The following is a 25,776-nucleotide window of genomic DNA, read 5'->3' on the forward strand; positions in this document are numbered from 1 at the left end:
GTTTATGGTCATAATTATCGAGAAAGAGAATTAGAAAAAAAGCAGTTATTAGTTGATATGGCAAAAAGGTTTAACTCTCAAGAATTTAATGCTGTTTTTCAAGTTTATGATGAAGTTATAGGTAATGAAATTTTTCAAAATGAAATAAATTCAATTGTAAGTAGCTTAAGTACTCTTTTGGAAAATGCTAATGAGGAATTTTTGATTGATATTATTAGAACTTATATTTCTCGGAACTACCAAGTACAATTGTACCCACTTCCTATTATAAATAAATTAAGAAGTGTATTAGATGACAATGATACAGAAATGTTATTACGTGAAAAGACATTCTATGATCAAAACAATTGGCTATATTGTTTTTTTAGAGCTATATCTGAAGAAAAACCTAGCACAGACCTTCTCAATAAGATATATGATTACTTTAATGAAGATGAAGAAAATATTTCTGGATATTTAATAGATCTTGACTTTTTAAAAAATTATATACAAATTGATGAAAATGTATATGTAAATGTGACAAAAAGGGTATTACAACACAAAGATATTACTATACAAAGAACATTAAGCAATTTATTTAACCCATTCTCTGAAATTAATAAAGAGTTATTTTTCTTGTTTCGAAAAGATTTAAGTACGTTAAAAGATGCTTATTTCAAGATAATGGAAATAGATTCTAATATAGATCATGAGTTTTTAATCTTAAAACAGTTTACTGATTTTGATTTAACTATAATAGATCAATTTCTGGAGCAGATATTAAAAAGTCAAAATAAATTATTACGGGTAAGGGATGTTGATTTCTCTTTTGTTTGGGAAAAAGATAATTGGGAATCAATACTCGAAAGGATAGTTCCTATAGTCTTTAATCAGTCAAAAAGTAACTTTTATGACACAGTATCTATATTTAAAAATTTATTATGTGGTCCTAAGGATGAAATAATTATTGAAAGACAGGATTCGTGGTTAAGAGAGAGAATTTCTCTATGGAGTTCCGATGAAGAAAATATTACTTTATTGTTTTATGGGATAGCTAATTTGAGTAAAGAAAGTAAGGCGCAGTATTTAGTCCATCTATTGGAAAATAATGATTCGTTTGACTTGTTTTGCAAAACACCATTAGACCCACCCTTTTTTTCTTGGAGTGGAAGTGAGGTTCCGGTTTTAGAAGATAAAATTGAGTTATTAGAATTAATTGATAAGAGTTTAACTGGAATTAAATTTTTGAGACATAAAAGATGGATTCAAGATAAAATTGAAGGCTATAAAGAAAGAATAAAGAAAGTTAGAATAAATGAGTTTATGGAGGATTATTAAACTGGGCACTAAACTAAAATTTCATTCTATATAAATAACGAAACTAATGTAGATAATAACCTCATTTAGATACACTGCGGAGAGCCTTATCATAAGTGAGTGAGTTTATGATCTAATTCTAAATTTAATTCTTTGGAATCAAGAAATAAAGAATAGATTTTTATGATAAATATAAGGAATTTGAGTAGGACCTGCTGACTTTCTGTTTATTTTTCAAAAAAATTTAAAATATAAAGAGAGTGAAACCTTAATCGGTGCATCTAGTAACATCTAAGTTAATTGTGTTAAATAAGGAAAAACTATTGTTGGAGTGATAATAATGAATATTACACCTCGCGGAATGAGTGTTATGAATCTATATCAACTTTATAGAAATAAGTGTTTATTAGTAAATAGAAAATATCAAAGAAAGCTTGTTTGGACTCGGTCCGAAAAAGAATCTTTAATAGATAGTGTCTTATCTCAGTACCCTATTCCGTTGATTTTACTTGCCGAAAAAGGTATGAGTAACAAGGGAGAAACAACTTTTGAAATAATCGATGGAATGCAGAGGTTAAATGCTTTATTTAGTTTTATAGAAAATGAGTTCTCAGTCGGTGGTCTATATTTTGATATTACACAACATCCCACGGCCAATACACTTTCAAAGGAGGGAGTTTTTGAACCTATCCAAGAAGAAAAATCTAAGTTGCTTGATCAGAAAAGATGTGCTAATTTCTTGGAATATCAATTACCAATTTCAACATTTCAGGGATCAGAAAAAGAGGTCATTGAGGTTTTTGGTAGGATAAACTCTAACGGAAAACATTTATCCCCCCAAGAAGTGAGACAAGCTGGGATCACTACAGTCTTTTCTGACTTAGTTAGAGAATTAAGTGCAGAGATACGAGGTGATGTTTCAAGAGAAGTTCTTTCCTTAACTGAAATGCCGGAAATAAGTATTAATTCAAAAAGTATTGCACTAGGATATGGAATTTCCGCTGATGATACGTTTTGGTGTAATCAAGGTATCCTTAGAGTGTCACATGTAAGAAATAGTGAAGATGAGCAGCTAATTGCAGATATAATCTTATCTATTGCTTTAAATGAACCTTTTTCAGCAAGTAAAGACAATTTTGATGATTACTATCAAAATGACAAGAAGAAATTGGAAATAGAGTCTGCGATAGCAACCTATGGAAAAGCAAATTTAAAAAATGACATTAAACTTGTATTTGATGCCATACAAAATATGGTTTCTTTTGGAGACCAAACTGAAAGAAATTATCTGAAAAATTTATTAAACCCGACTGCTGGAAGTAATGCAGTTAAGGAGCCCTATTATACGCTTTTTATGGCAATGTATAAATTACTTATTGTGGATAGTGAAGAACCATTTATTATAGACAATATATTAAAAAGCTTAGAAAACCTAGCATCACGAATTAAATCTGGTAAGAGTATCTCAGTAGCAAATCGAAAAGAAAATATTAACTTAACAATAGGTTTAATCCAAGATTATTTTAAAAAGTCAACTAGTACTCTAAGAAGCTCTGGTGTATTAGCAATTGACTTTGAAAATTATTTAAGGCTGTCTCAAGTTGAACCACCACATTATGATTTTAAGCAAGGTTTTTATACTCTAAGCGATAAGAAAAGAGTATTTGATGAAAATAGTTTTGAAAAAATATTACATAATATCACAGCCATGGCCAATTTGGGAAAAGGGAGAAAAGGATTCTTATTTATTGGTGTTTCTGACCGAGAAGCTCATTCTTTAAGAGTTGAAGAATTAGATGATATTATCGCTCCAAGGGTTGGAGATTTTGGGGTGGTAGGATTAGAAAGAGAAGCAAAAATAAAAGGTGTAAGTCTGGACCAATATTTATCGTTTATAACTTCCAGAATAAATAATTCGATTCTACCAGAAAAACTTAAATCGAATATTAACTCAAAAATGTCTCCTATTAATTACAAAGGGAAAATGGTATTGATGTTGGAAATTGAAGCCGGTGAAGAGCCATGTTGGTACGGTGATGAAGTGTACATTCGAGATGGAGGACAATGTAAACAAATTAGTGGTGCAGATCTAGCCAACGTTTATTCACTGTTTAGGTAACTTATATTTAGAGTGAAAAGCATTCTTATTCTAGGAATGCTTTTTTGTTTTGGTTAGATGTTCCGTTTCGTTATTCGTTTTTACGATATAGCTTGTGTGCAGGTGAAAAGCTCTTGGGTATTTTAACTTCTGTAAAATCAAAATCGAATTCAATTTTTATTGATGACTTTTAAACGTCCGTTTGTTTGAATCGTAATTTTATTAATAAAAAGATGAAGCATATATTGTTTGGTATTTCTTGAAGTACTCTAACTATTAAAAGAAATTGATCTCTTATCATTTTGATTAGTTCAAGTTGTATGATTTTCAAGGTTCTATTATCATTGAAAGGCTAAAACGCGAAGAAATAGGAATCGGCTCTAACTCCGCAACAGGCGAATGGGTAAACTTGCTCGAAAAATGTATCGCAGACCCTACTAAAAGAAACGCGTTCTGCCCTTCAAACACAGCGTCTGTACTTGCTCCCATCCTTCTTTTTCATGTCTATAAATAACGTCCTCCTATATTTGTATTGGTATTCTTTACGTACTTGTGAACGAGCAGAATAACAGACCTTGTTAGCAATTTGCTGTGATATATGAAAAACCAAAAACAGAGCCCAGAGAATCACCTCTGAAGCCTAAATATACCTCACTTCATATACCAATACTCCTGCAAACGTTTCCTTTACTTTCTTCCGCTCAAGCTCTTTATCCACTAATCGTTTCACGGTTAAGACATCGGTTCCGGTGCTCAGCACTTCCGCCTTGGAATTAAAGTGTTTATGTGCGACGAGCTGCATGCCGTAGGAGTTGTATAAGAGCGTGTAGCCCGATGCCTGTTGCAGGCTTTGGAGAAATCATCGTCAATGACATCATTTTTCCGTTTACTAATGTTTTCCTAATCCCAAAAAGAAGCTGTCATTCAAGGATTCCTCCTTTGAATAACAGCTTCTTTTCGCTTTTTCAAAAAGTCAGTATAAAACCCTTTGAGTAACGGAAACCTAATGGAAAAGGTTCGCTGAAAGGAGGAGTAATATGGGGGAGAAAAATAAAAAAATCGAGAACAAAACATCCTTGGTTTGGAAAATGGCTATTGCATCTGCTATTTCTTGGGAAGTGGCAAAGCTAGTGGGCTCTGATCACCCATATTTAGCACCTCTATCTGTTATATTATGTTTGCAAACAACCATAGATCAGTCGATTCGCTTTTCTTTTCATCGTATTGTAGGAACTGCAATTGGGGTCATTTTAACAGCCTATCTTGTTAGTCACTTACAAATGAATGGTTGGATATTGGGTCTATTAATGTTAGGCGGGACCTACATTGCAAAGTGGTTAAGATTAGATGTAACGGTTTTACATCAGGTAGCCCTCACCATTTTATTAGTATTTACGTTTGAACGAAACTCTAAAGATTATGCAATGGATCGGATAATCGATACGATTATTGGCGTCATCATCGCTATTCTGATTCAAATGTTCCTTTTTCCGCCAGACTTCACAAAAAAGGCAGCGGAATCTTTTCGAACATTAGCTCATCAGCTTTCTGAAATGCTTTCAGAACTTTCCAAATGGGTTCAGTCAGAGTGGGGACAAGGAAAAGGGAACGTCATGGAGTATAAAATGAACAATCTTCTGCAGGAGCTGCATACGACAAAAGAAATGTTACAAACGGCTTCTAAGAGCTTAAAATTCAACCCAATCAGTAAAAAGCATAAAACCGTTCTTTCAAGATATCAAATAGAAATGGAAAAGATGAATGCAGGATATGAGTATATATCAAATATAGTGAAGACATTAAAAGAATGGGAAAAAGAAGAAACTTTATCTTCAAGTGACAAAATGGAGTTGGGCAATGATTTAAAAGTGTTAAGTAAATTTTTTGAGGGTTTTAAAGGAATACAACAGGGTGAAACAGACAATTGGAAAAAGAAGGAGCAGAACATGTTATTGGAATCTCTCCGTTCAAAAATGCTGTTGTACCCGCCGCCTGGTCATAAGGTCTATAAAGACTCTTTTTTTTTAGAAACGATTAAATTGCTGAAAAGTTTGTAATGTTTTCAAGAAAAAAAGAATACGGATATACAGATGCAGATATAATCAGGTAAAAGTGGGGGAATCAAATGGATGATATACACCGGATTTTGGATGTCATCGCGAATTCTACAAAAACTAAGGTACTGGCTACCATCATTAAAGCAGAGGGGTCCGCTTATAAGAAAGAAGGGGCCTCCATGTTAATTTTAGGGGACAAAACAAGAGTCGGAATGTTATCTGCCGGTTGTCTGGAAGAAGATCTTGTTGAAAGGGCAGAGCAAGTTTGGGCTGCAGGAGAGCCGTTGATTGTTCACTTTGATATGAGTGAGGAGGACGATTTATCATGGGGACAGGGAGTCGGCTGTAATGGTGTTTTGACGGTTTTGCTCGAGCCTGTAAAAGGGGAATTAGAAAGAAATCTCAGGGCAGTAAAGAAATGCTTAGATGTAAAAAAGTCTGTTACTCGAATGAAACGATTCACTGAAAGGTTAGAGCCAAGGGAAGATATGTATATAGTTGAAGATGGCAGAGTGTTTGGAACTGGGGATTTTATGGAACAAGGCTGTATTCAAAAACTGAGAAATAAGAATCCCCTTTATGATACGGAAAAGGGAATCAAAAGGGATGAACATACATCTGATTTATTTTTTATCCATCAGATGGTTCCAAAACCTTGTTTATATGTCTTTGGCGCAGGGGAAGATGCTAAGCCATTAGTTTCTTTGGCGGCTGATACGGGCTTTCATGTGACGGTGATTGACTGGCGCCCTGCTTTATGTCATAACGGCAATTTTCCTAAAGCCAACCATTTGATTGTTGGAGTACTGGAAGAAGTAATGGAGGGTCTGAGCATTACACAAAGGGATTTTATAGCCATTATGACACATAGCTTTCAAAAAGATCGGACTATTTTACATAAATTGAAAAATACAGATGTATTTTATAAAGGTGTATTAGGCCCTAGAAGGCGTACGGAACGACTATTAGGCGGGGCTAATATTCCAGAGGATATTCATTCCCCCATTGGACTTCCCATTGGGGCACAAGGCCCTGAGGAAATTGCTGTAAGTATTGTTGGCGAGATGATTAAAAAAATGCGAAAACAAAGGTCTGCCTCATGAAAACAGTAGCCATTTACCTGGCAGCTGGTACAAGCAGACGTATGGGGACGGATAAGCGAAGTTTATTTCTTAATGGGGTCTCCCTGGGAAGTATGGCTCTTAAAAATGCCTTGTTATCTAAATTAGATCATATTCTCGTTATAACTGGAAAGGAAGATTCACTGCATTGGCTTTCGGCTTTTTTCTTTTTATATCCTATGTCAAATAAGTGGAGTCAGGTAGAATGTGAGCAAGCCAGTAAGGGCCAAGGCCACTCCATACAATGTGGTTTAAAAAGAGCGTTAGAGTATGATGTTGATGCCGTTATCATTCTCCTTGCAGATCAGCCATTTGTCACCACAGATATCATCAATACGTTAATTGATTCCTATCAAAGGGAGCACCACTATTCATTTATAGCTGCTGAAAATCAACATCTTCCTATGCCCCCTATCTTATTCTCACATCAATGTTTTCCAGTATTACATCAGTTAAAGGGAGATCAAGGCGCTCGGTATGTAATCCGTAAAAGTATGATCAAGACGGGAAAAATGATCAACTTTCAAGACCCTTTGCTTTTTTATGACGTAGATACAGTTGAAGATTATACTTTACTACTGAATAAATTCGGGGAGTGAATGAGTTGGAGTATATCGGGAAAAGTGTTATTCGAAAAGAGGCCCTTGAAAAAGTTACAGGTAAGGCGAAATATACAAATGATTTTCAAGAAACAGGTACATTACACGCAAAAATGCTGATCAGTCCATTTGCTCATGCCGATATTGCTTCTATTGACTTTTCAGAAGCTTGGAAGATTCCCGGAGTGAAAGCGATATTGGGTGATGAACCTTTTCCGCTTGTCGGTGAGGAAATTAAAGACAGGTCGCCGATTGCTTATAAAAGAGTCAGATACCATGGTGAGCCGGTTGCTGTTGTTGTTGCGGAAAATCCGATCATAGCTAAAAAGGCAGTGAATGCCATCAACGTGTCCTATGAACCTCTTCCCGTCGTAAATTCCCCCCGGGAGGCCTTCCAAAAGGATGCTCCCCTCGTCCATGAAAATTTGGACCGTTATGAGAAGAAGGAAGGTGTTTACCCCGTTCCGAAGACGAATATCGCAAACCTGAATAAAGTCAGAAAAGGAAATATTGAAGACGGGTTCAGGGAAAGTGATGTGACAGCAGAGTTCCAAATTTCCTTTAATCCTTCTGATCACGCTGCTATGGAAACAAGATGCTCGATTGCTGAAATTCGAGCGGATGGGGAGATTATCATTACAACATCCTCTCAAGTACCTTTTACCATAAAAAAATTAATGGAGTGGTATTTTGGAATTGAACCTGGAAAGGTTATCGTCAAAACACCTTTAGTAGGAGGGGCATTCGGGGGAAAAGCAGCAGTTCAGTTAGAGGTTATTGCATATTTGGCATCAAAAGCAGTCGGAGGCCGGCCCGTAAAATTATTTAATTCGAGAGAAGAGGATATGATCACATCTCCTGTTCATATAGGATTGGATGCCATTGTAAAATTAGGAGCAACAAAGGATGGAATCTTAAAGGCGGCAGACATTCAGTTTTTATTTGATGGCGGAGCATACTCTGATAAAGGAGTTGACATCAGTCGAGTTGGAGCGATTGATTGTACGGGTCCATACGCAATCGACCATATATGGTGTAATTCATATTGTATGTATACGAATCATCCATATCCCAGTGCATATAGAGGCTATGGTCATGCTGAAGTTTTATTTGCCTTTGAGCGAACGATGGATGTATTGGCAGAAAAGCTAAACATGGATCCATTAGAACTCCGTTATAAAAATGCCATTCGCCCTGGTGATACTACACCTACTCAAGTTCTTCTCAATTCAAGCACGGTCGGAAATGTACCAAAATGCATTGAAAGATTGAAGGAATTAATGAATTGGGCTGAGGGACAGAGAATTGAAATCGATGATCGGAAGATACGGGCAAAGGGGATTTGTTGCATTTGGAAAAATTCAACATTTGATACAAATGCAACATCTGGGGTTATTTTAACCTTTAATCCTGACGGAAGCATTAATTTGATGTCAGGGGTAGTGGAAATTGGAACAGGGACAAAAACAGTGTTAGCCCAAATCTTAGCGGAACGAATGAAAATGGATATAAGTAAAATTCACGTAAAAATGCTTGTAGATACACAAACAACACCTGAGCATTGGAAAACGGTAGGAAGCAGAGGAACTTTAATGGGAGGAAGAGCCGTACTGAATGCAGCGGAGGAAGCCATTCGAAAGCTTAAGGAAGTGGCATCATGTGTTTTAAGAGTTCCTGTCGAGGAATTAGAAGTGGCTGATGGAAAGGTTTATTTTTTAGATAATCCGAATGTACATGTTGAAATAAAAGACATTGCTTATGGATATACGTTTCCAAATGGAAATACCATTGGCGGCCAAATGATTGCGAGCGGCAGCTACACATTAACCCGGATGACGAATTTAGACCGGGAAACGGGAAAAGGAAAGCCGGGACCCGAGTGGGCTGTAGGTGCTCAGGGAATTGAAATTGAGTTAGATAAACGGGATTATACGTATCGAATTACAAAAGCCTATTCTGTTGTGGATATAGGAACGGTATTGAATGAAAAAGCTGCAAGGGGTCAAGTGATGGGGGGGATGAGTATGGGAATCGCATTTGGAGGAAGAGAAACCTTTGTATTTGATCCATATGGAAGAGTATTAAATCCTCAACTTAGAACATACAGACCCCTTCGCTATGGAGAGCAGCCTGAATATATCATTGAATTTATTGAAACTCCGCATATTATTGGGCCTTATGGGGCGCGTGGCGGCGGGGAACATGGACTGTTGGGGATGCCGGCAGCATTAGGAAATTGCCTTTCTGTTGCTTTAGGTGTCCAATTGAATCATCTTCCTCTTATTCCTGAACAATTATGGAGGACGCAAGAGGGGTGGAAAGATGATACCGTTTGATTTTGAATATGTTAAACCGAAGACAATTCAAGAAACAACCAATCTATTTCACTCTCTTGCGGCCGAAAAGAAAACACCATTGTATTATTCTGGCGGCACAGAAATTATAACGTTAGGAAGGTTGAATCTCATATATACGGATGCAGTGATAGATATTAACGCACTTCCAGCATTTCATACCATCCGTTTTTATGAAAATTATCTGGTGATCGGAGCAGGTGTGTCATTAACGAAAGTGGAGGAAGAAAATCCATTTCCATTATTAAGCAAAACAGTAAGTGAAATTGCGGATCGGACGGCTCGAAATAAAATTAGCCTGGGTGGAAATATTTGTGGGGGCATATATTACCGTGAGGCAGTCTTGCCGTTGTTAATTTCCGATAGTTTGGTAGGGGTTGCAGGGAGAGCAGGGCTTCATTACCATCCTATAAATAAAGTATTTAACAGGGAAATACAATTACAAAAAGGGGATTTTTTATTTAATATCCTTATAGATCGAACGTATGCAGACTTGCCATTTGTAAGTATAAAAAGAAGACAACAGTGGAATGTTGGATATCCATTGGTGACAGTTTGTGCACTAAAAAAAGATGAAGAGGTTAGAATGGCCTTTAGCGGCGTATGTCCATTTCCTTTTCGTTCTGTTGAAATGGAGGTTATGTTTAACGATAAAAGCTACTCATTAGAAGATAGAGTACGTAGGTCTTTACAGTATTTACCTAAACCTATTCTTGATGATGTAGAAGGCTCAAGTGAATATCGAATATTTGTCTTACAACATACAATCTTAGATGCCTTACATGAATTAGAAGGAGGTCCAAATGTCTAATCCTATTACATTAAAAATAAACGGTAAGGAAAGACAGGTTACTGTCAGGCCAGCCGATACTTTGTTATATGCCCTTCGTCTTCGTCTTGGATTAACTGGTTCAAAGCCAGGTTGCTTAAATGGTGATTGCGGCGCCTGTACGGTATTAATGGATGGGGTACCGATGAAATCTTGTTTAATGCTTGCAGTAGAAGGGGAAGGAAAGGAAATTACTACAATTGAAGGACTTATAAATACGCCAATTCAAAAGGCTTTTATTGAAAAATTTGCGTTTCAATGTGGTTATTGTACACCAGGTTTTCTAATGAATTGTCATGCTTTAGTTAATACTGAGCCGAATGCTAGTGATGAAACGATAAAAGATTGGCTGGAGTCCAATATTTGCAGATGTACTGGTTATAGGGAGATTGAAGAAGCAGTTAAATCTGTTTTAAATACAGTGGAAGGGACTCATTAGCCCGTTTATCTTTCGCTCGTACGACTGTTACGGAGAACCGTATCGTAAATAAAGGAAAAAAGTTATAAATAAGGTGGTATTTTATTGTCTGTTCGGGTAACGGCTGTGAACATCATCGATCCGTTTCCGTTATAGCTTGAGTATAAGTGTGAAGGGCTTGGATATGTAAAATCAAAATCGAATTAAATTTTATTAATCACTCTTGAACGTCTTTAAATCGTAATTTTCTTAATAAGAAGATCTATGCATATATTGTTGAAGTACCCCTTCAACGCCGCAGCAGAAGAATAGGGAAACACGCTTGAAAAATGTATCACAGATCCTGCTAAAGAAATGCACTCTGCCCTTCAAAACACAGCGTCTGTATCGGCTCCCAACTTTCTTTTTCATGTTTATAAATAACGTAAAGGTAATCTTCCTCAGGAGTTAGTTTGATAGCGGATAATTCAACTTTTTAAATTTGCGGTTCGTAATAATAGCGTCCTCCTATATTTGTATTGGTATTATTTACGCATCTATGAACGAGCAGAAAACCAGACCTTGGTAGCAATTTGCTGTACTAAGTGGAAACCGTAAAAAAGAGCCCAGAGAATGTAATCTCTGAACCCCATATTCCTCACTTCATATACCGATACTCCCGCAAACTCTCCAAAATAGCCACTTCCTGCAGCAGTTCCTCACCAACATTCGTTTCCTTGACTTTCTTCCGCTCAAGCTCTTTATCCACTAATCGTTTCACCGTTAAGACATCGGTTCCGGTGCTCAGCACTTCCGCCTTGGAATTAAAGTGTTTATGGGCGACGAGCTGCATGCCGTAGGAGTTGTATAAGAGCGTGTAGCCGGCGATGCCTGTTGTGGATTGGTAGGCTTTGGAGAAGCCGCCGTCGATGACGATCATTTTTCCGTTTGCCTTGATCGGATCTTCTCCTTCGATTTCTTTTACCGGTGTATGGCCGTTGATGATATGGCCATGATCTGGGTTGAGACCGAATTCTGCCAGGATGTTTCGGCAGGTTGCCTCGTCTTCACGCAAATCATAATACGGGTTTTTCTTTTCTTTATGCGTTTCCTCCTCTTTAATGAAATACCGCTCAAAGGTCGTCATGGCGCGTTTTCCGAAGAGGGAGGAGTACTCTCCTGTCCATAAATACCAGACCATATCTGTCGCCAGATCATCGGTTTCTTCCGGGTGGGCGAAGGCTTTCCGTAAGAACCGTTCAAATACATCGAGCAGCTCACGGCCCGCATAGGCCTTGTCCTCTATCATCATCGTTTCCATATTGCCGTTTTCGTCGACAGGAATACAGCCGTGAATTAACAGGTTGCCGTTATATTTTAAATAAAGGCTGCCTTTTTTCATCATAAAATTCATATGGCGGCTCAGCTTTTCGGAATGCTGGACAGAAAACAGCAGCTTGTCCATGACTTCTGCTTCTTCCTCTAATAGCTCATCCGGCTGATCCGGATTAACCGTCGCAAAGCAGGTGTTTTCCAGCGGGTATGTTTTTCCGTACAGCGTGATTTCATTTTGATCATAATCAATCTTTTCCAGTAACAGCCGTTCCTCCATATTAAAGTTCGGCCGTCTCTTGATAATCGGGCTTTCAAGCTTGAATTGGATCATCGCAATCGCTTGATGAATTTTTGTGATTTGCTTAATCTCATCTTCCGGTCTGTTTTCGTCTGCTTTCGGACGGAAAGATGGGTTATCATCGTAATATTTTTCGGCAAGGTTCAAGAGCGGTCTCAGATTGATGCCGTAGACGTCTTCAATAATATCCAGGTTGTCATAGCGGGCACAGATGCGGATAATATTTGCCAGGCATACCTTGGAACCGGAATAGGCGCCTATCCAGAGAACATCGTGATTTCCCCACTGAATATCGACTGAATGATAGTTGATCAGTTCTTCCATAATCTTATCCGGCTGCGGTCCGCGGTCATAAATATCACCGACAACATGCAGATGGTCGACCACCAATCGCTGCGTGCTGTATGCAAGACCGGTGATCAGCTTATCGGCCTGGCCGAGCGCAATGATCTGTTCTATGATTTCGGAGTAATACTGTTCTTTGTTGGCAGCTTCTTCTGTTTTGTATAGCAGCTCCTCCGTAATATAAGCAAATTGAGCAGGCAGTGCCTTGCGTAATTTGGAGCGGGTATACTTGGAGGAGCAATAAGAAACGAGCTTAATCATTCGATGAATCGTTTCTTTATACCAATCGTTTAATGCTGCTTTCGTATCATAGTTATGTTTTATTAACTTCAGTTTGTCTTCCGGATAATACACTAATGCTGCTAATTCATCAATTTCTCTATCATAAATGACACCGCTGAACATATCGCGGATCTTCTCTTTTACTCTTCCTGAACCATTCCGCAGCACGTGCTGGAATGCCTGATACTCCCCGTGCAAATCACTGACAAAATGCTCGGTGCCTTTCGGCAGGTTCAGTATCGCTTTCAAATTAATGATTTCCGTTACCACTTTTTCTTCACAATCGTATTTTTGTGCGAGTAAATCTAAATATTTGGTCTCCAAAATCGTCCATCCCCTTTTTAGAATAAGAGCTGCCTCCTATGTACGAGCATTTGCATGATAAGGTGATTTTAAAAGTATGACATTATTTTTAAATAATTGACCTTTATATGATAGTAACGCATAACTCCTTTTTGAGACAATCAAAACGAGGGTAAGAGGCGCCGAGATGAGCGGAGAGAAAAAGAGCTAAAACCACGGAGAAGGCTTCTTTAACATTAATCGGACACCGCATTTCAGCTTAGGAAGTACCCGGCTTTGGCTTCATCACTTTCATGGAATTGATTTCCTTCTATCACAGGATTGTCTCGTTTTCAGAAATGAGATGAATGAAAACAGAAGTTTTCCAAGGGGCGTTGAAATGGCGGTATTGTCGCAGGCTTCAGACGGGGGTGCGTTTCTAATAGCTTGGATACCTTACGCAAACAGCTCAACATACCATTGGCAAACCACTGAACTTCTTTTAAAATAACTCTATCGAAAACTCAATACGTAGCAGGGTATGATTACTGCGGGTCGCACTACAGCAGGAGCAGATTCTGGAGAGACCGCAGAATTCCGCAGTGCCGAAGGGTTCACAATCTCAGACAGTATTTGGCGTGCTGATAATTGTCAGCGGCACAAATATGATTCTTATGACCAAGAGATTGGAGGACATCCAATCTCTTTTTTTATGGGGCTTTTTATCATCGTCAAGAGCTTAACCACCGAAGCGTTCAGCGACAATCCCTGTGCGGATGCCTTTACGGGCAGTGTAGATGGCTGCACTTGCACCAGCCGTACCATAAGTAAATAAAATAACAGCACCTTCTAATTTGATGGAGAGGTGCTGTTTTGCAATTTGAATGCCTAGATGAACATTTGATGCATGAATTTATTTTTTTGCTCAATCAAATTTTTCTTATCCAAATGAAGAAAAAGAATGATCAAATACAAAAAATGACTGAATTTCAGCACTTGCGCTTTTGCTTACTTTAATATTCTCCTTTAATGACAAAAAACGAACCCCGAATTGTTCCTGCTAGTTTAGACTTTTGCCTAGCAAACTTAAACTTCCCTTCTAACTCCTTTGGTACCTCCATCCCCTCAGAAAGCTTAAACCCAACGGCCCGCTTCTTAGGGTCATCAACCGTATACATGACGTTGACCGCAAGACCATCCTCATAAAAAACATAGGCAAATTTGATATTTTCCACTTGAAAACGCGACGTTTCTAAAGGTTTGGCGTCAAACTCAATATCACGTTCTTCTTTCAAAATTCGGTTCACATAATCAAGGGTCTCCTGGCTTTCGCTAGCTGGTACAACCGTAAATTCATGCTTGTATTTGTTCATAAAGTAACGGGCTTCATTAGCACGTAAACCAGCAAGCGCTTCTGCTGCAGGTGAAGACTCTAAACCAACCGTAGACACATTTTTAAAATCAACGATATAGGACAATTCCATCTCTCCTTTTATCTCTTTATTTCTTAACAACAGGAATCCACATTTCACCAAATACTAAGCCGTTTCGCTGCCCCATCTCAACCGTTGCATTTGGCCCGCCAACATAGGCAAAATTCTTTGCTTCCGGCAAGACTTGACCAAAGGCAATGCCAGTAAGCTTATTACTCAACTCATCAGCCGTCTTCCCTTCCCCTTTAACAACCAGGTATTCTCCCTTAGGAAATTGGATAACTCTGGATTCTCCTGGCACCGACGCCTCTGCCTCTGTCATCACGCCAGCATAATGCATCATCTTGTTGTTCACCGCTTCGTTCACGGCAAAAATATAGTCATTTGCGGCTATGGCTTTCAAGGTGTCAAGCCTTCCATCTTGTTGGACGGCCTCCCAAAAGTCAGCCTTTTCCTTGTTTATGCCAGCAGAGTCTGTGTAATCGCTCTTAAGCTCCGTTCCAATACCTAAAACGGTAAAGCCGTCTTTTTCTTCTAGGGTATAATTTTCCATATTCATAACCTTCCTCTTTTTTAAATTAATCAAATGATTTGTCTTTTCACTTGATGAGTTTATAATAACCTTAAATCATGTCAAAAAATGATACTGTTTAGGAGGTCCCGATGAAAAAAGTTGAACGGATTAATATCATCATGCGGTATATCAACAACCGCGCCCACTTTACAATTTCTGAAATCATGCGGGAATTTAACATCTCTCGTTCGACAGCTATTAGAGATATCAGAGAAATTGAAGCCATGGGGATGCCGCTTGTTGCTGAAGTTGGAAGGAATGGGGGTTATTTTGTCATGAACCACTCTGTCCTGCCCGCTGTTCGCTTTACCGATAATGAGATTAAAGCTCTTTTTATTGCTTTTATGGCCACAAGAAATCAACAACTCCCTTATCTAAAGAGCCGTCAATCTTTAGCTGAAAAATTACTAGGCCTTATCTCAGAAAACCAGCAAGATGACCTTGTTCTTTTAAATCAAATCTTGCTTTTTGAAGGGACAAACCCCAATAATCCCGACCTGCTTGAGCTTTCAGATCTCCCCCATCCCATGTTAGAAAAACTCATCCAACTCCTTCTTTTGGATAGCTATTTATTGATTACCATCAAAGAAGAGAAGGTAATAAAGTCTTATCCAATTTATCTCTTGCACCTTTATCATGAAAAAGGCCTTTGGCTGATTGAAGGCTTTGACTTAAAGGATGAAAGGAGGAGGATTTTTCCTGTGGACAATCTTACCAATGTCAAACCATACTCTGCGAAAAAAAGAATAAGTAAGAAAAAGATTTTAGAGAAACTAAGTAAGCAGGAAGAAGTAATTAACCTTGTCCTTGAACTTGGTCCAAAGGCGATTGCCCAGTTCAAAAAATATCATCCTTTAAAAATTTCAATTTCCTATACGAATCCTTATCAAACCACAGCCATTCTAAAGACTTTTATCAATGTTCATAATCCCGAAGAATTGACCGAAATAACAAATTGGCTGCTTTTCCTAGGTGAGGATATCAAGGTCAGGGAAGTACCAGAAGAAGTCTTAGAAGGTTTACAAGAGAGATTAAGCTTATTCTGCCCATAAGCAGTGCCAGTTAAACCCCAATATTTTTCGAAAAGGATTCGTAGTAGAGGTTGATTTATAAACCATGTGAAAATATTGTCGCTAGTGTAGGTGAGTGTAAGAATACTAGAGAGTTAACTATAACTAAGTATATATGCAATCAACTATGCTTGGATATATGCTTACATGCAAGAGATAGAAAGATAAATTACGTTACTACTGAGCCTATACATGAGAGGGTACGGAACCATAGGAGTTTATCTGTTGGAATGATATCCTTTCGCGAAATAAATTTTTTGAAAGCAGGATCAGCGATAATATTTTTTGAAAATGTATGAAGTATCCACATCGCGATGATGAAAATGGTTATTTTAATGATTCTTTTCAATTCATCATTTCTATTGTAAAGGTCTTATCTCTTATTTTGAGATATACTTCTAACCTTGAAATGAAAATGACCATTGACAAACCACTAAACCCCTATTAGAATAGAAAGTTATCCGATAGTAATAATCTCTATCGAAAAACTCAATACGTAGCAGGCTATGATTGCTGTGGGTCACACTATAGCAGGAGCAGCTTCTGGAGAGACCGCGGAATTCCGCGGCGCCGAAGGGTTCACAATCTCAGGCAAAAGGACAGAAGAGTACCGAATTTGTATTTGGCGTGCTGATAATTGTCAGCGGCACAAATATGATTTGTTATTCTTATGACCACGAGATTGGGGGACATCCAATCTCTTTTTTTATGGGCTTTTTTCATTGCTCGTCGTTTCACAATAAAGAGGTAAGGAGGAATTTGATTTGGAACAGCGGGAATTAAAGAGGGACTTGTCCAATCGGCATGTGCAGCTCATCGCCATTGGCGGGACGATCGGCACCGGGTTGTTTTTAGGCTCCGGCAAGGCGATTCAATTAGCGGGTCCTTCTATCATCTTTGCGTATTTCATTGTAGGTATTGCGCTTTTCTTCGTGATGCGGGCGCTGGGAGAATTGCTGTTATCTAAAGCGGGATATCAATCGTTAACCGATATTGCCGAGGAATATCTGGGCCCGCGGGCGGCGTTTGTCACCGGCTGGACCTATTGGTTTTGCTGGATTATGACGGCTATGGCGGATGTGATTGCCGTCGGTGTCTATGTGAAATATTGGTTTGATATTCCGCAGTGGATCCCTGCACTTATCTGTTTACTCATTTTATTAGGGCTCAATCTGTTAACTGTCAAGCTTTTTGGAGAATTGGAGTTTTGGTTTGCTTTAATAAAGGTGATCACGATTCTCGCGTTAATTGTCATCGGGGTTGTTTTGCTGGTGATCGGATTCAAGACGCATACAGGAACGGTTTCGGTGGCAAATCTATGGGAGCATGGCGGCTTGTTTCCAAACGGATTTTCAGGCTTTTTGCTTTCATTTCAAATGGTGATCTTTGCATATGTCGGTGTGGAATTAGTAGGTGTATCGGCAGCGGAAACATCGAACCCGAAAAAAAATATTCCGTCGGCTATTAATAAAATTCCTTTACGGATTCTATTTTTCTATGTCGGCGCGCTCATCGTCTTATTATGTATTAACCCTTGGATGGAACTGAATGCAGCGGAAAGCCCTTTTGTGAAAACCTTCAGCTTAGTCGGCATTCCGCTTGCTGCGGGAATCATTAATTTTGTCGTATTAACGTCAGCCGCTTCTGCTTGTAACAGCGGGATGTTTTCAACAAGCCGGATTCTGTACAATTTAAGCAAAACGAAACAGGGCCCGGCCAATTTTGCGAAGCTGAATAAAAACCATGTGCCGAGTCACGCGTTATGGGTATCGGTCATTGTCCTGTCAGCGGGCGCTCTTTTAAGCAAATTGATACCGGAACAAGCCTTTGGCATCGTGACAACCATCAGCGCGATTTGTTTCATTTGGGTGTGGGGTGTGATTCTTGTCTGCCATATCAGATACAGGAAAACCCGTCCGCACTTACACGCAACATCAACCTTCAAAGCGCCATTTGCGCCGTTTATCAATTACGTTGTTCTGGCGCTGTTTGCTGTCATTCTCATGATTATGCTATTTGCGGATGCAACACGCCCAGCCTTATTGCTGACACCTCTATGGTTTATTGTATTATTTATTTTATATTGGACGAGAGGGCGCAAGACAAAAAACACCTAATCAGTCAAATAAACGGTGACTCCATAAAAGTAATTATTAAAAAGACGGTGTACTGCATGCAGTATGCCGTCTTTATTTTAATTAACCGTTTCCTTTTATAGGCATATATTTAATGTAGATATGAGAACGAGAGGAATGGAGTCATGGAATACAATTCGTACATGAATGGACAATCGCAATATCCCGCTTATGCTGATCCCTATCCATTAAGACAACACAGCACGCAGCCGGGCAGAAGAGGACACTATGAAATGATATTTCATTGGAACCATTTAGATTGGGATTTTCCGAATGATGAGATGAAAAAAGAATTTTACGAAAAGGAATATTGGAAAAAGTGTATGCCGGCCGGCATTAAAATGGATCGGCAGGGGCATTATTATGTGTCGGTTCCCCGCTGGGCTCACGGTATTCCGGCTACCTTGAACAAGATTGTGATAAAAGACGGGAAGCCGTTATTAGAGGCCTTTCCAAGCTGGGAGTGGAATCGGGCTAGAAACCCGGCTGTTCTTCAGTCCGTCTTGGGGTACGAGATCGATGAATACAATCGGATGTGGATTCTTGACCAAGGGAAAATTGCCTACGAAACTTCACCGGAAGGCTCACAGAAGCTTGTGATCATTGATTTAGACCGCAATCAGCTGATCGATTCAATTCAGATTCCGAATGAGATTGCCAATTACCGTACGTCTTTCTTAAATGATGTTGTTGTTGACAATAAAAATGGGTTTGCCTATATCACGGATTCGGGTAATGGCTGGCCGGACCATCCGCTTGATGGGGGAATCATTGTGTTTAACATAAGAACAAGGACTTTCCGGCGTGTGCTTGACCGGCACTTCAGCACGCAGGACTTTCCGGGATTTCATTTTGAGATTGATAACCGGCCGGTGTTTACAAACAAGCCGATAAAGATCGGAGCGGATGGAATCGCACTGTCCGCAGAACGGAAGGTTCTATACTATTGTCAGGTCACGGGACGGAATTTATATGCGATTGATACATCTCTCCTGCAGGATTTTCAAACGCCTCTGGAAGTGATTTCGAGATCCGTTCGAGCGGTGGGAAGCAAGGGCACAACGACTGATGGTATGCATGCTGATCATCAAGGAAATGTTTTTTACACCATGCTTGAGGGGAAAGGCATCGGCTTTTACCAGCCTGAAGATAACAGCTTTCATCAGTTCGTCTCGGATGACAGAATGCTTTGGGTCGACGGGGTGGCTTTCGATCAAAAAGGGTCGATCATTTTTAACAGCAACCGGCTGCATCAAATGTTTGATGAGTCACGGCAGGATATTAACTGGTCCTATCCGTACAATTTGATCATATGGAAAGCGTTTGTCGGTCATGATGTGAAGTCCTATTTATATGGGTTATAACCGGCAGGATCTCCGATTTATTTCGTATACTTCAGTCAATAGGCAATATAGAGTCTTTCTTGTATTCGTAAAAAATAATAATTGGAACAAGCTATCCGTGCACCCAATTTTCTAGGGGGAAGAGTGGATACCTGCAAGGTCCAATCGAAGTTGACCTGATCGAAAAAATTATTAGAATGCAAGAATATTTGTTAGAAATCAGGCTATAATGATTGTATAATTTTAAAAAAGTGCACAATTTTAAATTAAGCGAGGTGATGTTATGAAGTATGAGAAGTTATCGAAGCTTTTTTATAAAATGGATGCTGATTCATATGATAAGGAATACAAAAAGAGAACATGCAGTTATGGCAGCTATTCAACATCATTAAAAATACGCGGATTTCGTAAAGGTCACCTTACAAACGATTCATTCGAATTATTCTATGTAAATACCCATGAACTCATGAATCTGAATAATGAAGTGTTATTAAATAGTTCTAAAATTTCTTCCCTCATTAGTCAACTTCCTAAATTTGTTGTGAAGCCTTATTTTAATAAATTAATCATTAATGAAGCACAGAGTAATAATGAAATTGAGGGTATTCGCAGCACAAAAAAAGAATTGAAAGAAGCTCTTAAAGCGCTGGAACAATCTGAACCGCAACATAAGCGATTTGTTGGACTAATGAAGACATATCAATTTATAGACCAAATTCATTCGTTTACTAGTGTTCATGACTTCAGAAAATTATATGACGAATTGGTAGCAGATGAAATAGTGGCAGAAGATGCTCCGGATGGTGAGCTTTTCAGAAAAGGGTATGTTGAAGTAAATGATGGGAATATGACCACACATATTGGGGTCAGTTCTGAGCAGAAAATTACAGAAGCATTGGAGGCATTAATTGTTTATCTGCATGATGAATCACATCCTCAGCTGTATCGTTATATGACAGCCCATTATTATTATGAATATATTCATCCTTTTTATGATGGTAATGGAAGAACAGGACGTTTAATCGTTGGGAGTTATTTATCCAGATACTTAGAAAAATATTCAGCCATCACTTTTTCTTACGCGGTCAATAAGAATAAAGAAAAGTATTACAAGGCATTAGAGGAAATTCCCTCACCTTTAAACCGGGGAGAGATGACTTTTTATTTAATGAATATGCTGGAATTGCTTCTGTCAGGGCAAAAAGGGATTATCGAGGACCTTGAACTTAATTTAATGAAACTGAAACGGATTAATAACTATATTAACAGTGATCAGTGGGGTGATGATAAGGAGGAGCGAGAACTCTTTCGTATTATCATCACTTTTAATGTATTTGTAAATGAACATGAAACACTATCGGTGCAAGAGTTAATGAAAATATCAGATAAATCGAGACATATTGTTAACAAAGTAATGGATTATTTAGAACAGAAAGGATTTGTTGAGATGGTGAGCAGAAGACCAAAATCTTATAAGATTAGCGAGGAGTGTTTAGAAGAAATACTGCCTTCTTAATTCAACGCAGACATATCAAAAAAGCCGCCAAACAGGTAATATGGCGGCTTTCTTGTATTAATTCCGGATCAAATAATCAAACGCGCCTAAAGCGGCATTTGCGCCTGATCCCATTGAAATAATGATTTGGTTGTACGGGCCGTCTGTGCAGTCCCCTGCGGCGAATAGGCCAGGGACGCTTGTGGCGCCGCGTTTGTCGACGACGATTTCGCCGATGCGGTTGCGTTCGACTGTTTCGTCTAACCATTCCGTATTTGGCACGAGACCGATTTGGACGAAGACACCTTGGAGTTCAACGTGTTGTTCTTCGCCTGTTTCACGATCCACATAGGTGATGCCGTTTACGTTTTGGTCACCTGTGATTTCTTTCGTCTGTACATTCTTCAGTACAGTCACGTTTGGCAGGCTGTAAAGACGTTTTTGCAGAACTTCGTCTGCTTTCAGCTCCGGCATGAATTCAAAAACAGTGACATGTTTCACAATGCCTGCGAGGTCAATCGCTGCTTCGATTCCGGAGTTTCCGCCCCCGATAACGGCAACATCTTTGCCTTCGAACAATGGCCCGTCACAGTGAGGGCAGTAGGCGACACCTTTGTTTTTGAACTCTTGTTCGCCAGGAATGCCGATATTGCGCCAGCGGGCCCCTGTTGAAAGGATGACGGTTTTACTTTTCAGAACAGCTCCGTTTTCGAGTTCGAGTTCGAAAAGGTCTTTTTTCTCAAGGCGTTTTGCGCGCTGCAGGTTCATGACATCAATATCATAATCCTTCACGTGCTCCTCAAGGCTTGCAGCGAGCTTCGGCCCTTCTGTCGCTTTTACGCTGATGAAGTTTTCGATGCTCATGGTGTCGAGTACCTGGCCGCCGAAGCGTTCAGCGACAACCCCTGTACGGATGCCTTTACGCGCCGTGTAAATGGCTGCACTGGCGCCGGCAGGTCCGCCGCCGACGACAAGCACGTCGTACGGCTCTTTGTCAGCAAACTCAGATGCATCTGCGCCGCTGCCCATTTTCGCGAGAATCTCTTCGAGGGTCATACGTCCGCTTCCGAATGATTCGCCGTTTAAGAAAACAGTCGGCACGGCCATGACGTTTTTGCTTTCGACTTCTTCTTTAAATGCCGCTCCGTCAATCATCGTATGCGTAATGTTCGGGTTGAGCACGCTCATCATGTTTAAGGCTTGGACGACGTCAGGGCAGTTGTGGCACGTCAGGCTGATATAAGATTCAAAGCGGTACTCTCCGCTGATCTTCTTAATCTGGTCAATGACCTTTTGATCAACCTTAGGCGCTCTGCCGCTCACTTGCAATAGCGCCAACACTAAAGAGGTGAATTCGTGTCCAAGCGGAACACCGGCAAATGTGACACCGGTCTCTTCTCCTGCACGATTGACGCTGAAGCTTGGCGTTCTGTTCAACTGGGCTTTTTCAACTGTGATTTTGGATGACATGGAAGCCAGCTCATCAACGAGAGCCAGCATGTCCTTCGAGGTGTCATCGTCACCTGCGCTTACTTTGAGAACAATGTCATTCTCAATTAGCTGCATGTATTGATTTAATTGTGCTTTGATATTTGCTTCAAGTACCAATGGAATGCACTCCTTAGATTTTACCTACTAGGTCAAGGCTTGGTGTCAGTGTTTCAGATCCTTCTTCCCATTTAGCCGGGCAGACTTCACCTGGATTTTGACGGACATATTGAGCCGCTTTTACTTTGTTTACAAGGTTGCTTGCGTCACGGCCGATGCCGCCTGCGTTGATTTCAACAGTTTGGATCACGCCGTCCGGATCGATGATGAATGTACCGCGATCAGCAAGACCTTCTTCTTCGTTCAGTACATCAAAGTTGCGGGAGATCGTTTGAGAAGGGTCACCGATCATCGCGTAAGTGATTTTGCCGATTTTTTCAGAGCTGTCATGCCAGCCTTTGTGTACGAAGTGAGTATCTGTAGATACAGAGTATACTTCAACTCCAAGTTCTTTAAGGGCAGCGTATTGATTTTGAAGATCTTCAAGCTCAGTCGGGCATACGAATGAGAAATCCGCAGGGTAGAAGCAGAATACGCTCCATTGGCCTTTCAGGCTTTCGTTAGTGACATCGATGAATTCACCGTTTTTGTAAGCTTTTGCTGCGAATGGCTGTACTTCTTTTCCAATTAAAGACATAATATATCTTCCTCCTGAAATATGTTTTGAAATATTAAAAAAGACAAAGAATACACTTTATCTTTCAATAATAATTCTAATTATATATGAATTATTAAATAACATTTATTTTTTGTCAAGGCATACGGCATACTATTTTATGATTTTTTTGCTTTTCAAGTGTGAAAACGGTTGGTATGAGCGGTTTGGCTCTTTTTTAAATTTTAATGAGGCGAGGGAGGGATGTTTCTCAATTGGCGAAGCAAAATAGTGGGAATTCTTCCGCCGGGTGGTAAGATAAACCAAAGGGGTGATCATGTTGCTGATAAACAAAGTAACGTTGTACAGTGATGCTTTGGAGGAGACGAAACGCTTCTACGTGCGGGAGTTAGGCTTTTCTTTAGCTGAAGACACCGGTGATTCTTTTACAATCAAGGCGGGAGAAAGTGAATTAGCGTTCAGGCGGGCCGATTCTCACTCTCATCCGTTTTATCATTTTGCTTTTAACATTCCGAACAATACGTTTGATGAGGCGAAGGCTTGGGCGAAAGATAAGGTCGTATTTCAAACAGAAGATGGTGAGGATGAGGTGTATTTTCCCCATATCAATGCCCGTTCGTTTTATTTCTCAGATCCGTCTCAAAATCTTGTCGAATTCATCGCCAGAGATACGTCGCCGGCCTGCGGAGAACGCTTTTCCATTCAGTCTGTATTGAATATTGGAGAGATCAATGTGACGGCTGCTGAGGTGGTGTCAACAGGGGAGGCGCTGCAGCGCTTCGGAATTCCGGTGAGAAATTCTGGGCCTCTTGCCGAGGACGGATTTCACTTTATGGGCGATTACGGGGACGGTGCGTTTTTACTTTTGGGACCGAGGGGGCGCCGCTGGATTTTTTCTGATCAAAACGCGGAGTTTCACCCGCTTTCGATCACTGTTAATGGGAATACGCAGATTGAGGCAAACGGTGAAGGCGGCATTGACATCACACGCGAGCGCCCGTCATAAAAAGTCCGGGTTAAAAGCCCGGACTCTCAGTAAATCAACACGGTGTTGTGCCGGTTTTTCCATGGATCTCAGTTTCCTGCGAGTTTTCTGTCCCCCAATGCCATTCTCCCCATTATTAATCCGAAAGCCAGCATGGCAAACAGTATACCGCACCATATCAGCTGATGAATTCCCAGGTTTGAAATAAACCAGCCGCCCGCCGCTGTTCCGACGGTGATGCCGAGGTTGGAAAAGGAGACAAACAGACTGTTGCCGAATTCTGGGGCCTCCTTTGCTTCCGCAGTGAGCCATGTCTGGCTGACAATGAGCCCGCCTGAATGAACGGCACCCCATACGAAGACGAGGACAGCCATCGGTATGAAAGATGTTCCAAGCCCGTATACGAGAAAGTAAGCCGCCGTATAAAGAAGCGGAAAGAGAATGACGGTCTTTTTCATATGTCTGTACAACATGGCGCCGAAGGCAAAATTGCCGGCAATCATAATCACCCCGAAGCTCATCAGCATAAGGCTGATCCATGATCCGTTCATACGGGTCACTTGTCCGAGGTACTCCGCAAAATAGCTGTAGACAGAAAACATCGCCGCAAACAGACAGACCACGGCTCCGATATTGAGCCATAATGACGTTTTACGCAGGATGCCGAGCTGGCTTCTGAAAGACATTTTTTCCGTCACCGGCATGGATGGCAGAAAGAGGAGAATGCCTGCGAAAGCAATGATGCTGATCATTGCGCCAAATAAGAAAGCCGCTTCCAGCGACAGCCGCTCCGCCAGATAAGACGTGAACGGCACGCCAAAGGCAAACCCGACGGTAATGCCCGAAAATACTTTTGTTACGGCTTTTCCTGATTGTTCTGCAGGGACAAGCCTTGCAGCCGCAGCAAGCGCTACAGAAAAAAACACGGGGTGACACAAGGCGGGGATAATCCGGAACGCAAGCATGACATTGAAATGCGCCGTATATGCGTAGACTGTATTTGAAACGGCAAACATCAGCACGGCCAGCAAAAGAATATATTTACGATTTAAGCCGGAAGCAAGCAATGTCAAAAACGGGCCGGACACAGCGACGACTAACGCGAAAACACTGACAAGCCATCCTGCCTTTGAAGCGGTGATATGAAATCTGTCCGCCACCTGCGGCAGAACACCGATGATCCCCATTTCGGTAGTAATAATGCCGAAAACCCCTAATGCCAAGAAGATAATGAAGATTGAACTGCTCTTTTTCATTGTATGCCCCCTTTTATAACTACATATA

General features: G+C 40.1%; 18 protein-coding genes, 4 pseudogenes and 1 riboswitch. Of the genes and pseudogenes, 14 read left to right on the forward strand and 8 right to left on the reverse strand.

The annotated features are described in order from the left end of the window. From AXI59_RS19940 to groEL, 3 genes and pseudogenes are all read left to right on the forward strand, one after another. Positions 1-1,317 (forward strand): annotated as a pseudogene (locus tag AXI59_RS19940) (hypothetical protein); the annotation flags it as partial. Positions 1,318-1,636: 319 nt separating this feature from the next. Next, entirely contained in the window at positions 1,637-3,415 is a 1,779-nt protein-coding gene (locus tag AXI59_RS03470) for a GmrSD restriction endonuclease domain-containing protein (protein ID WP_061527404.1), read from the forward strand. A 307-nt stretch (positions 3,416-3,722) separates the two neighbouring features. Next, a pseudogene (gene groEL, locus AXI59_RS20275) lies at positions 3,723-3,887 on the forward strand (chaperonin GroEL); the annotation flags it as partial. A gap of 147 nt (positions 3,888-4,034) precedes the next feature. Here the strand turns inward: groEL and AXI59_RS19145 are convergent. Further along, positions 4,035-4,229, reverse strand: a pseudogene (locus AXI59_RS19145) (fructose-bisphosphatase class III); the annotation flags it as partial. 202 nt (positions 4,230-4,431) lie between these two features. On the opposite strand from AXI59_RS19145, the gene AXI59_RS03475 reads away from it, so the two are divergent. From AXI59_RS03475 to AXI59_RS03500, 6 genes are all read left to right on the forward strand, one after another. Continuing rightward, positions 4,432-5,451, forward strand: coding sequence for an FUSC family protein (locus tag AXI59_RS03475; protein ID WP_061527405.1), 1,020 nt, complete (start codon positions 4,432-4,434; stop codon positions 5,449-5,451). A gap of 68 nt (positions 5,452-5,519) precedes the next feature. Then, entirely contained in the window at positions 5,520-6,554 is a 1,035-nt protein-coding gene (locus tag AXI59_RS03480; protein ID WP_061527406.1) for an XdhC family protein, read from the forward strand. Continuing rightward, positions 6,551-7,171 carry an NTP transferase domain-containing protein gene (locus tag AXI59_RS03485; protein WP_061527407.1) on the forward strand — a complete coding sequence of 207 codons (621 nt, stop codon included), beginning with the start codon at positions 6,551-6,553 and terminating at the stop codon, positions 7,169-7,171. Before AXI59_RS03480 ends, AXI59_RS03485 begins: the two co-directional genes overlap by 4 nt. Positions 7,172-7,176: 5 nt before the next feature. Beyond that, positions 7,177-9,507 carry a xanthine dehydrogenase family protein molybdopterin-binding subunit gene (locus AXI59_RS03490; protein WP_061527408.1) on the forward strand — a complete coding sequence of 777 codons (2,331 nt, stop codon included), beginning with the start codon at positions 7,177-7,179 and terminating at the stop codon, positions 9,505-9,507. Beyond that, entirely contained in the window at positions 9,494-10,336 is an 843-nt protein-coding gene (locus AXI59_RS03495) for an FAD binding domain-containing protein (protein ID WP_061527409.1), read from the forward strand. Before AXI59_RS03490 ends, AXI59_RS03495 begins: the two co-directional genes overlap by 14 nt. After that, positions 10,329-10,793, forward strand: a complete 465-nt coding sequence (locus AXI59_RS03500; protein WP_061523377.1) for a (2Fe-2S)-binding protein — start codon at positions 10,329-10,331, stop codon at positions 10,791-10,793. Before AXI59_RS03495 ends, AXI59_RS03500 begins: the two co-directional genes overlap by 8 nt. A gap of 616 nt (positions 10,794-11,409) precedes the next feature. On the opposite strand, the gene fbp is transcribed toward AXI59_RS03500, so the two are convergent. From fbp to AXI59_RS03520, 4 genes and pseudogenes are all read right to left on the reverse strand, one after another. Continuing rightward, positions 11,410-13,335, reverse strand: a complete 1,926-nt coding sequence (gene fbp, locus AXI59_RS03505; protein WP_061527410.1) for a fructose-1,6-bisphosphatase — start codon at positions 13,333-13,335, stop codon at positions 11,410-11,412. A gap of 700 nt (positions 13,336-14,035) precedes the next feature. Continuing rightward, positions 14,036-14,116, reverse strand: a pseudogene (locus tag AXI59_RS20820) (hypothetical protein); the annotation flags it as partial. Positions 14,117-14,306: 190 nt separating this feature from the next. Continuing rightward, positions 14,307-14,771 carry a hypothetical protein gene (locus AXI59_RS03515; protein WP_061527474.1) on the reverse strand — a complete coding sequence of 155 codons (465 nt, stop codon included), beginning with the start codon at positions 14,769-14,771 and terminating at the stop codon, positions 14,307-14,309. 22 nt (positions 14,772-14,793) lie between these two features. After that, positions 14,794-15,279, reverse strand: a complete 486-nt coding sequence (locus tag AXI59_RS03520) for a GyrI-like domain-containing protein (protein WP_061527475.1) — start codon at positions 15,277-15,279, stop codon at positions 14,794-14,796. Between the two features lie 110 nt (positions 15,280-15,389). Between AXI59_RS03520 and AXI59_RS03525 the strand changes: the two genes are divergently transcribed. The 4 genes from AXI59_RS03525 (at position 15,390) to AXI59_RS03540 (ending at position 21,364) form a co-directional block, all read left to right on the forward strand. Continuing rightward, a complete protein-coding gene (locus tag AXI59_RS03525; protein WP_061527412.1) occupies positions 15,390-16,352 on the forward strand; it encodes a helix-turn-helix transcriptional regulator in 963 nt (320 codons plus the stop codon). Between the two features lie 551 nt (positions 16,353-16,903). Continuing rightward, positions 16,904-16,983: riboswitch (glycine riboswitch) on the forward strand. Positions 16,984-17,134: 151 nt separating this feature from the next. Beyond that, complete coding sequence (locus AXI59_RS03530) at positions 17,135-18,487, forward strand: amino acid permease (protein ID WP_061527413.1); 1,353 nt, start codon at positions 17,135-17,137, stop codon at positions 18,485-18,487. 143 nt (positions 18,488-18,630) lie between these two features. Further along, positions 18,631-19,869 (forward strand): L-dopachrome tautomerase-related protein, encoded by a 1,239-nt coding sequence (locus AXI59_RS03535; protein ID WP_156476218.1) that lies wholly within the window; start codon positions 18,631-18,633, stop codon positions 19,867-19,869. A 262-nt stretch (positions 19,870-20,131) separates the two neighbouring features. Next, the gene (locus AXI59_RS03540; RefSeq protein ID WP_061523372.1) at positions 20,132-21,364 is read left to right on the forward strand and encodes a Fic family protein; all 1,233 of its coding nucleotides are present in this window, start codon (positions 20,132-20,134) and stop codon (positions 21,362-21,364) included. Positions 21,365-21,421: 57 nt separating this feature from the next. Here the strand turns inward: AXI59_RS03540 and ahpF are convergent, their stop codons facing one another. Both ahpF and ahpC read right to left on the reverse strand, forming a co-directional pair. Beyond that, positions 21,422-22,951 carry an alkyl hydroperoxide reductase subunit F gene (gene ahpF / locus AXI59_RS03545; RefSeq protein WP_061527414.1) on the reverse strand — a complete coding sequence of 510 codons (1,530 nt, stop codon included), beginning with the start codon at positions 22,949-22,951 and terminating at the stop codon, positions 21,422-21,424. 13 nt (positions 22,952-22,964) lie between these two features. Next, positions 22,965-23,528: an alkyl hydroperoxide reductase subunit C gene (gene ahpC / locus AXI59_RS03550; RefSeq protein WP_003326173.1), complete on the reverse strand. Its 564-nt coding sequence runs from the start codon at positions 23,526-23,528 to the stop codon at positions 22,965-22,967. Between the two features lie 298 nt (positions 23,529-23,826). Between ahpC and AXI59_RS03555 the strand changes: the two genes are divergently transcribed. After that, complete coding sequence (locus tag AXI59_RS03555; RefSeq protein ID WP_061527477.1) at positions 23,827-24,513, forward strand: VOC family protein; 687 nt, start codon at positions 23,827-23,829, stop codon at positions 24,511-24,513. 68 nt (positions 24,514-24,581) lie between these two features. Here the strand turns inward: AXI59_RS03555 and AXI59_RS03560 are convergent, their stop codons facing one another. Then, the gene (locus tag AXI59_RS03560) at positions 24,582-25,748 is read right to left on the reverse strand and encodes an MFS transporter (protein WP_061527415.1); all 1,167 of its coding nucleotides are present in this window, start codon (positions 25,746-25,748) and stop codon (positions 24,582-24,584) included. Positions 25,749-25,776: the final 28 nt, after the last annotated feature.

Source organism: Bacillus nakamurai, assembly GCF_001584325.1.
In the GTDB taxonomy this organism is placed as follows: domain Bacteria; phylum Bacillota; class Bacilli; order Bacillales; family Bacillaceae; genus Bacillus; species Bacillus nakamurai.

What these genes read in the sequence shown, in the direction of transcription:
- AXI59_RS03470 (WP_061527404.1), top strand. Translation starts at nt 1,637, where the DNA reads ATGAATATTACACCTCGCGGAATGAGTGTTATGAATCTATATCAACTT.
- AXI59_RS03475 (WP_061527405.1), top strand. Translation starts at nt 4,432, where the DNA reads ATGGGGGAGAAAAATAAAAAAATCGAGAACAAAACATCCTTGGTTTGG.
- AXI59_RS03480 (WP_061527406.1), top strand. Translation starts at nt 5,520, where the DNA reads ATGGATGATATACACCGGATTTTGGATGTCATCGCGAATTCTACAAAA.
- AXI59_RS03485 (WP_061527407.1), top strand. Translation starts at nt 6,551, where the DNA reads ATGAAAACAGTAGCCATTTACCTGGCAGCTGGTACAAGCAGACGTATG.
- AXI59_RS03495 (WP_061527409.1), top strand. Translation starts at nt 9,494, where the DNA reads ATGATACCGTTTGATTTTGAATATGTTAAACCGAAGACAATTCAAGAA.
- AXI59_RS03500 (WP_061523377.1), top strand. Translation starts at nt 10,329, where the DNA reads ATGTCTAATCCTATTACATTAAAAATAAACGGTAAGGAAAGACAGGTT.
- AXI59_RS03520 (WP_061527475.1), bottom strand. Translation starts at nt 15,279, where the DNA reads ATGGAAAATTATACCCTAGAAGAAAAAGACGGCTTTACCGTTTTAGGT.
- AXI59_RS03525 (WP_061527412.1), top strand. Translation starts at nt 15,390, where the DNA reads ATGAAAAAAGTTGAACGGATTAATATCATCATGCGGTATATCAACAAC.
- AXI59_RS03535 (WP_156476218.1), top strand. Translation starts at nt 18,631, where the DNA reads ATGGAATACAATTCGTACATGAATGGACAATCGCAATATCCCGCTTAT.
- AXI59_RS03540 (WP_061523372.1), top strand. Translation starts at nt 20,132, where the DNA reads ATGAAGTATGAGAAGTTATCGAAGCTTTTTTATAAAATGGATGCTGAT.
- ahpC (WP_003326173.1), bottom strand. Translation starts at nt 23,528, where the DNA reads ATGTCTTTAATTGGAAAAGAAGTACAGCCATTCGCAGCAAAAGCTTAC.
- AXI59_RS03560 (WP_061527415.1), bottom strand. Translation starts at nt 25,748, where the DNA reads ATGAAAAAGAGCAGTTCAATCTTCATTATCTTCTTGGCATTAGGGGTT.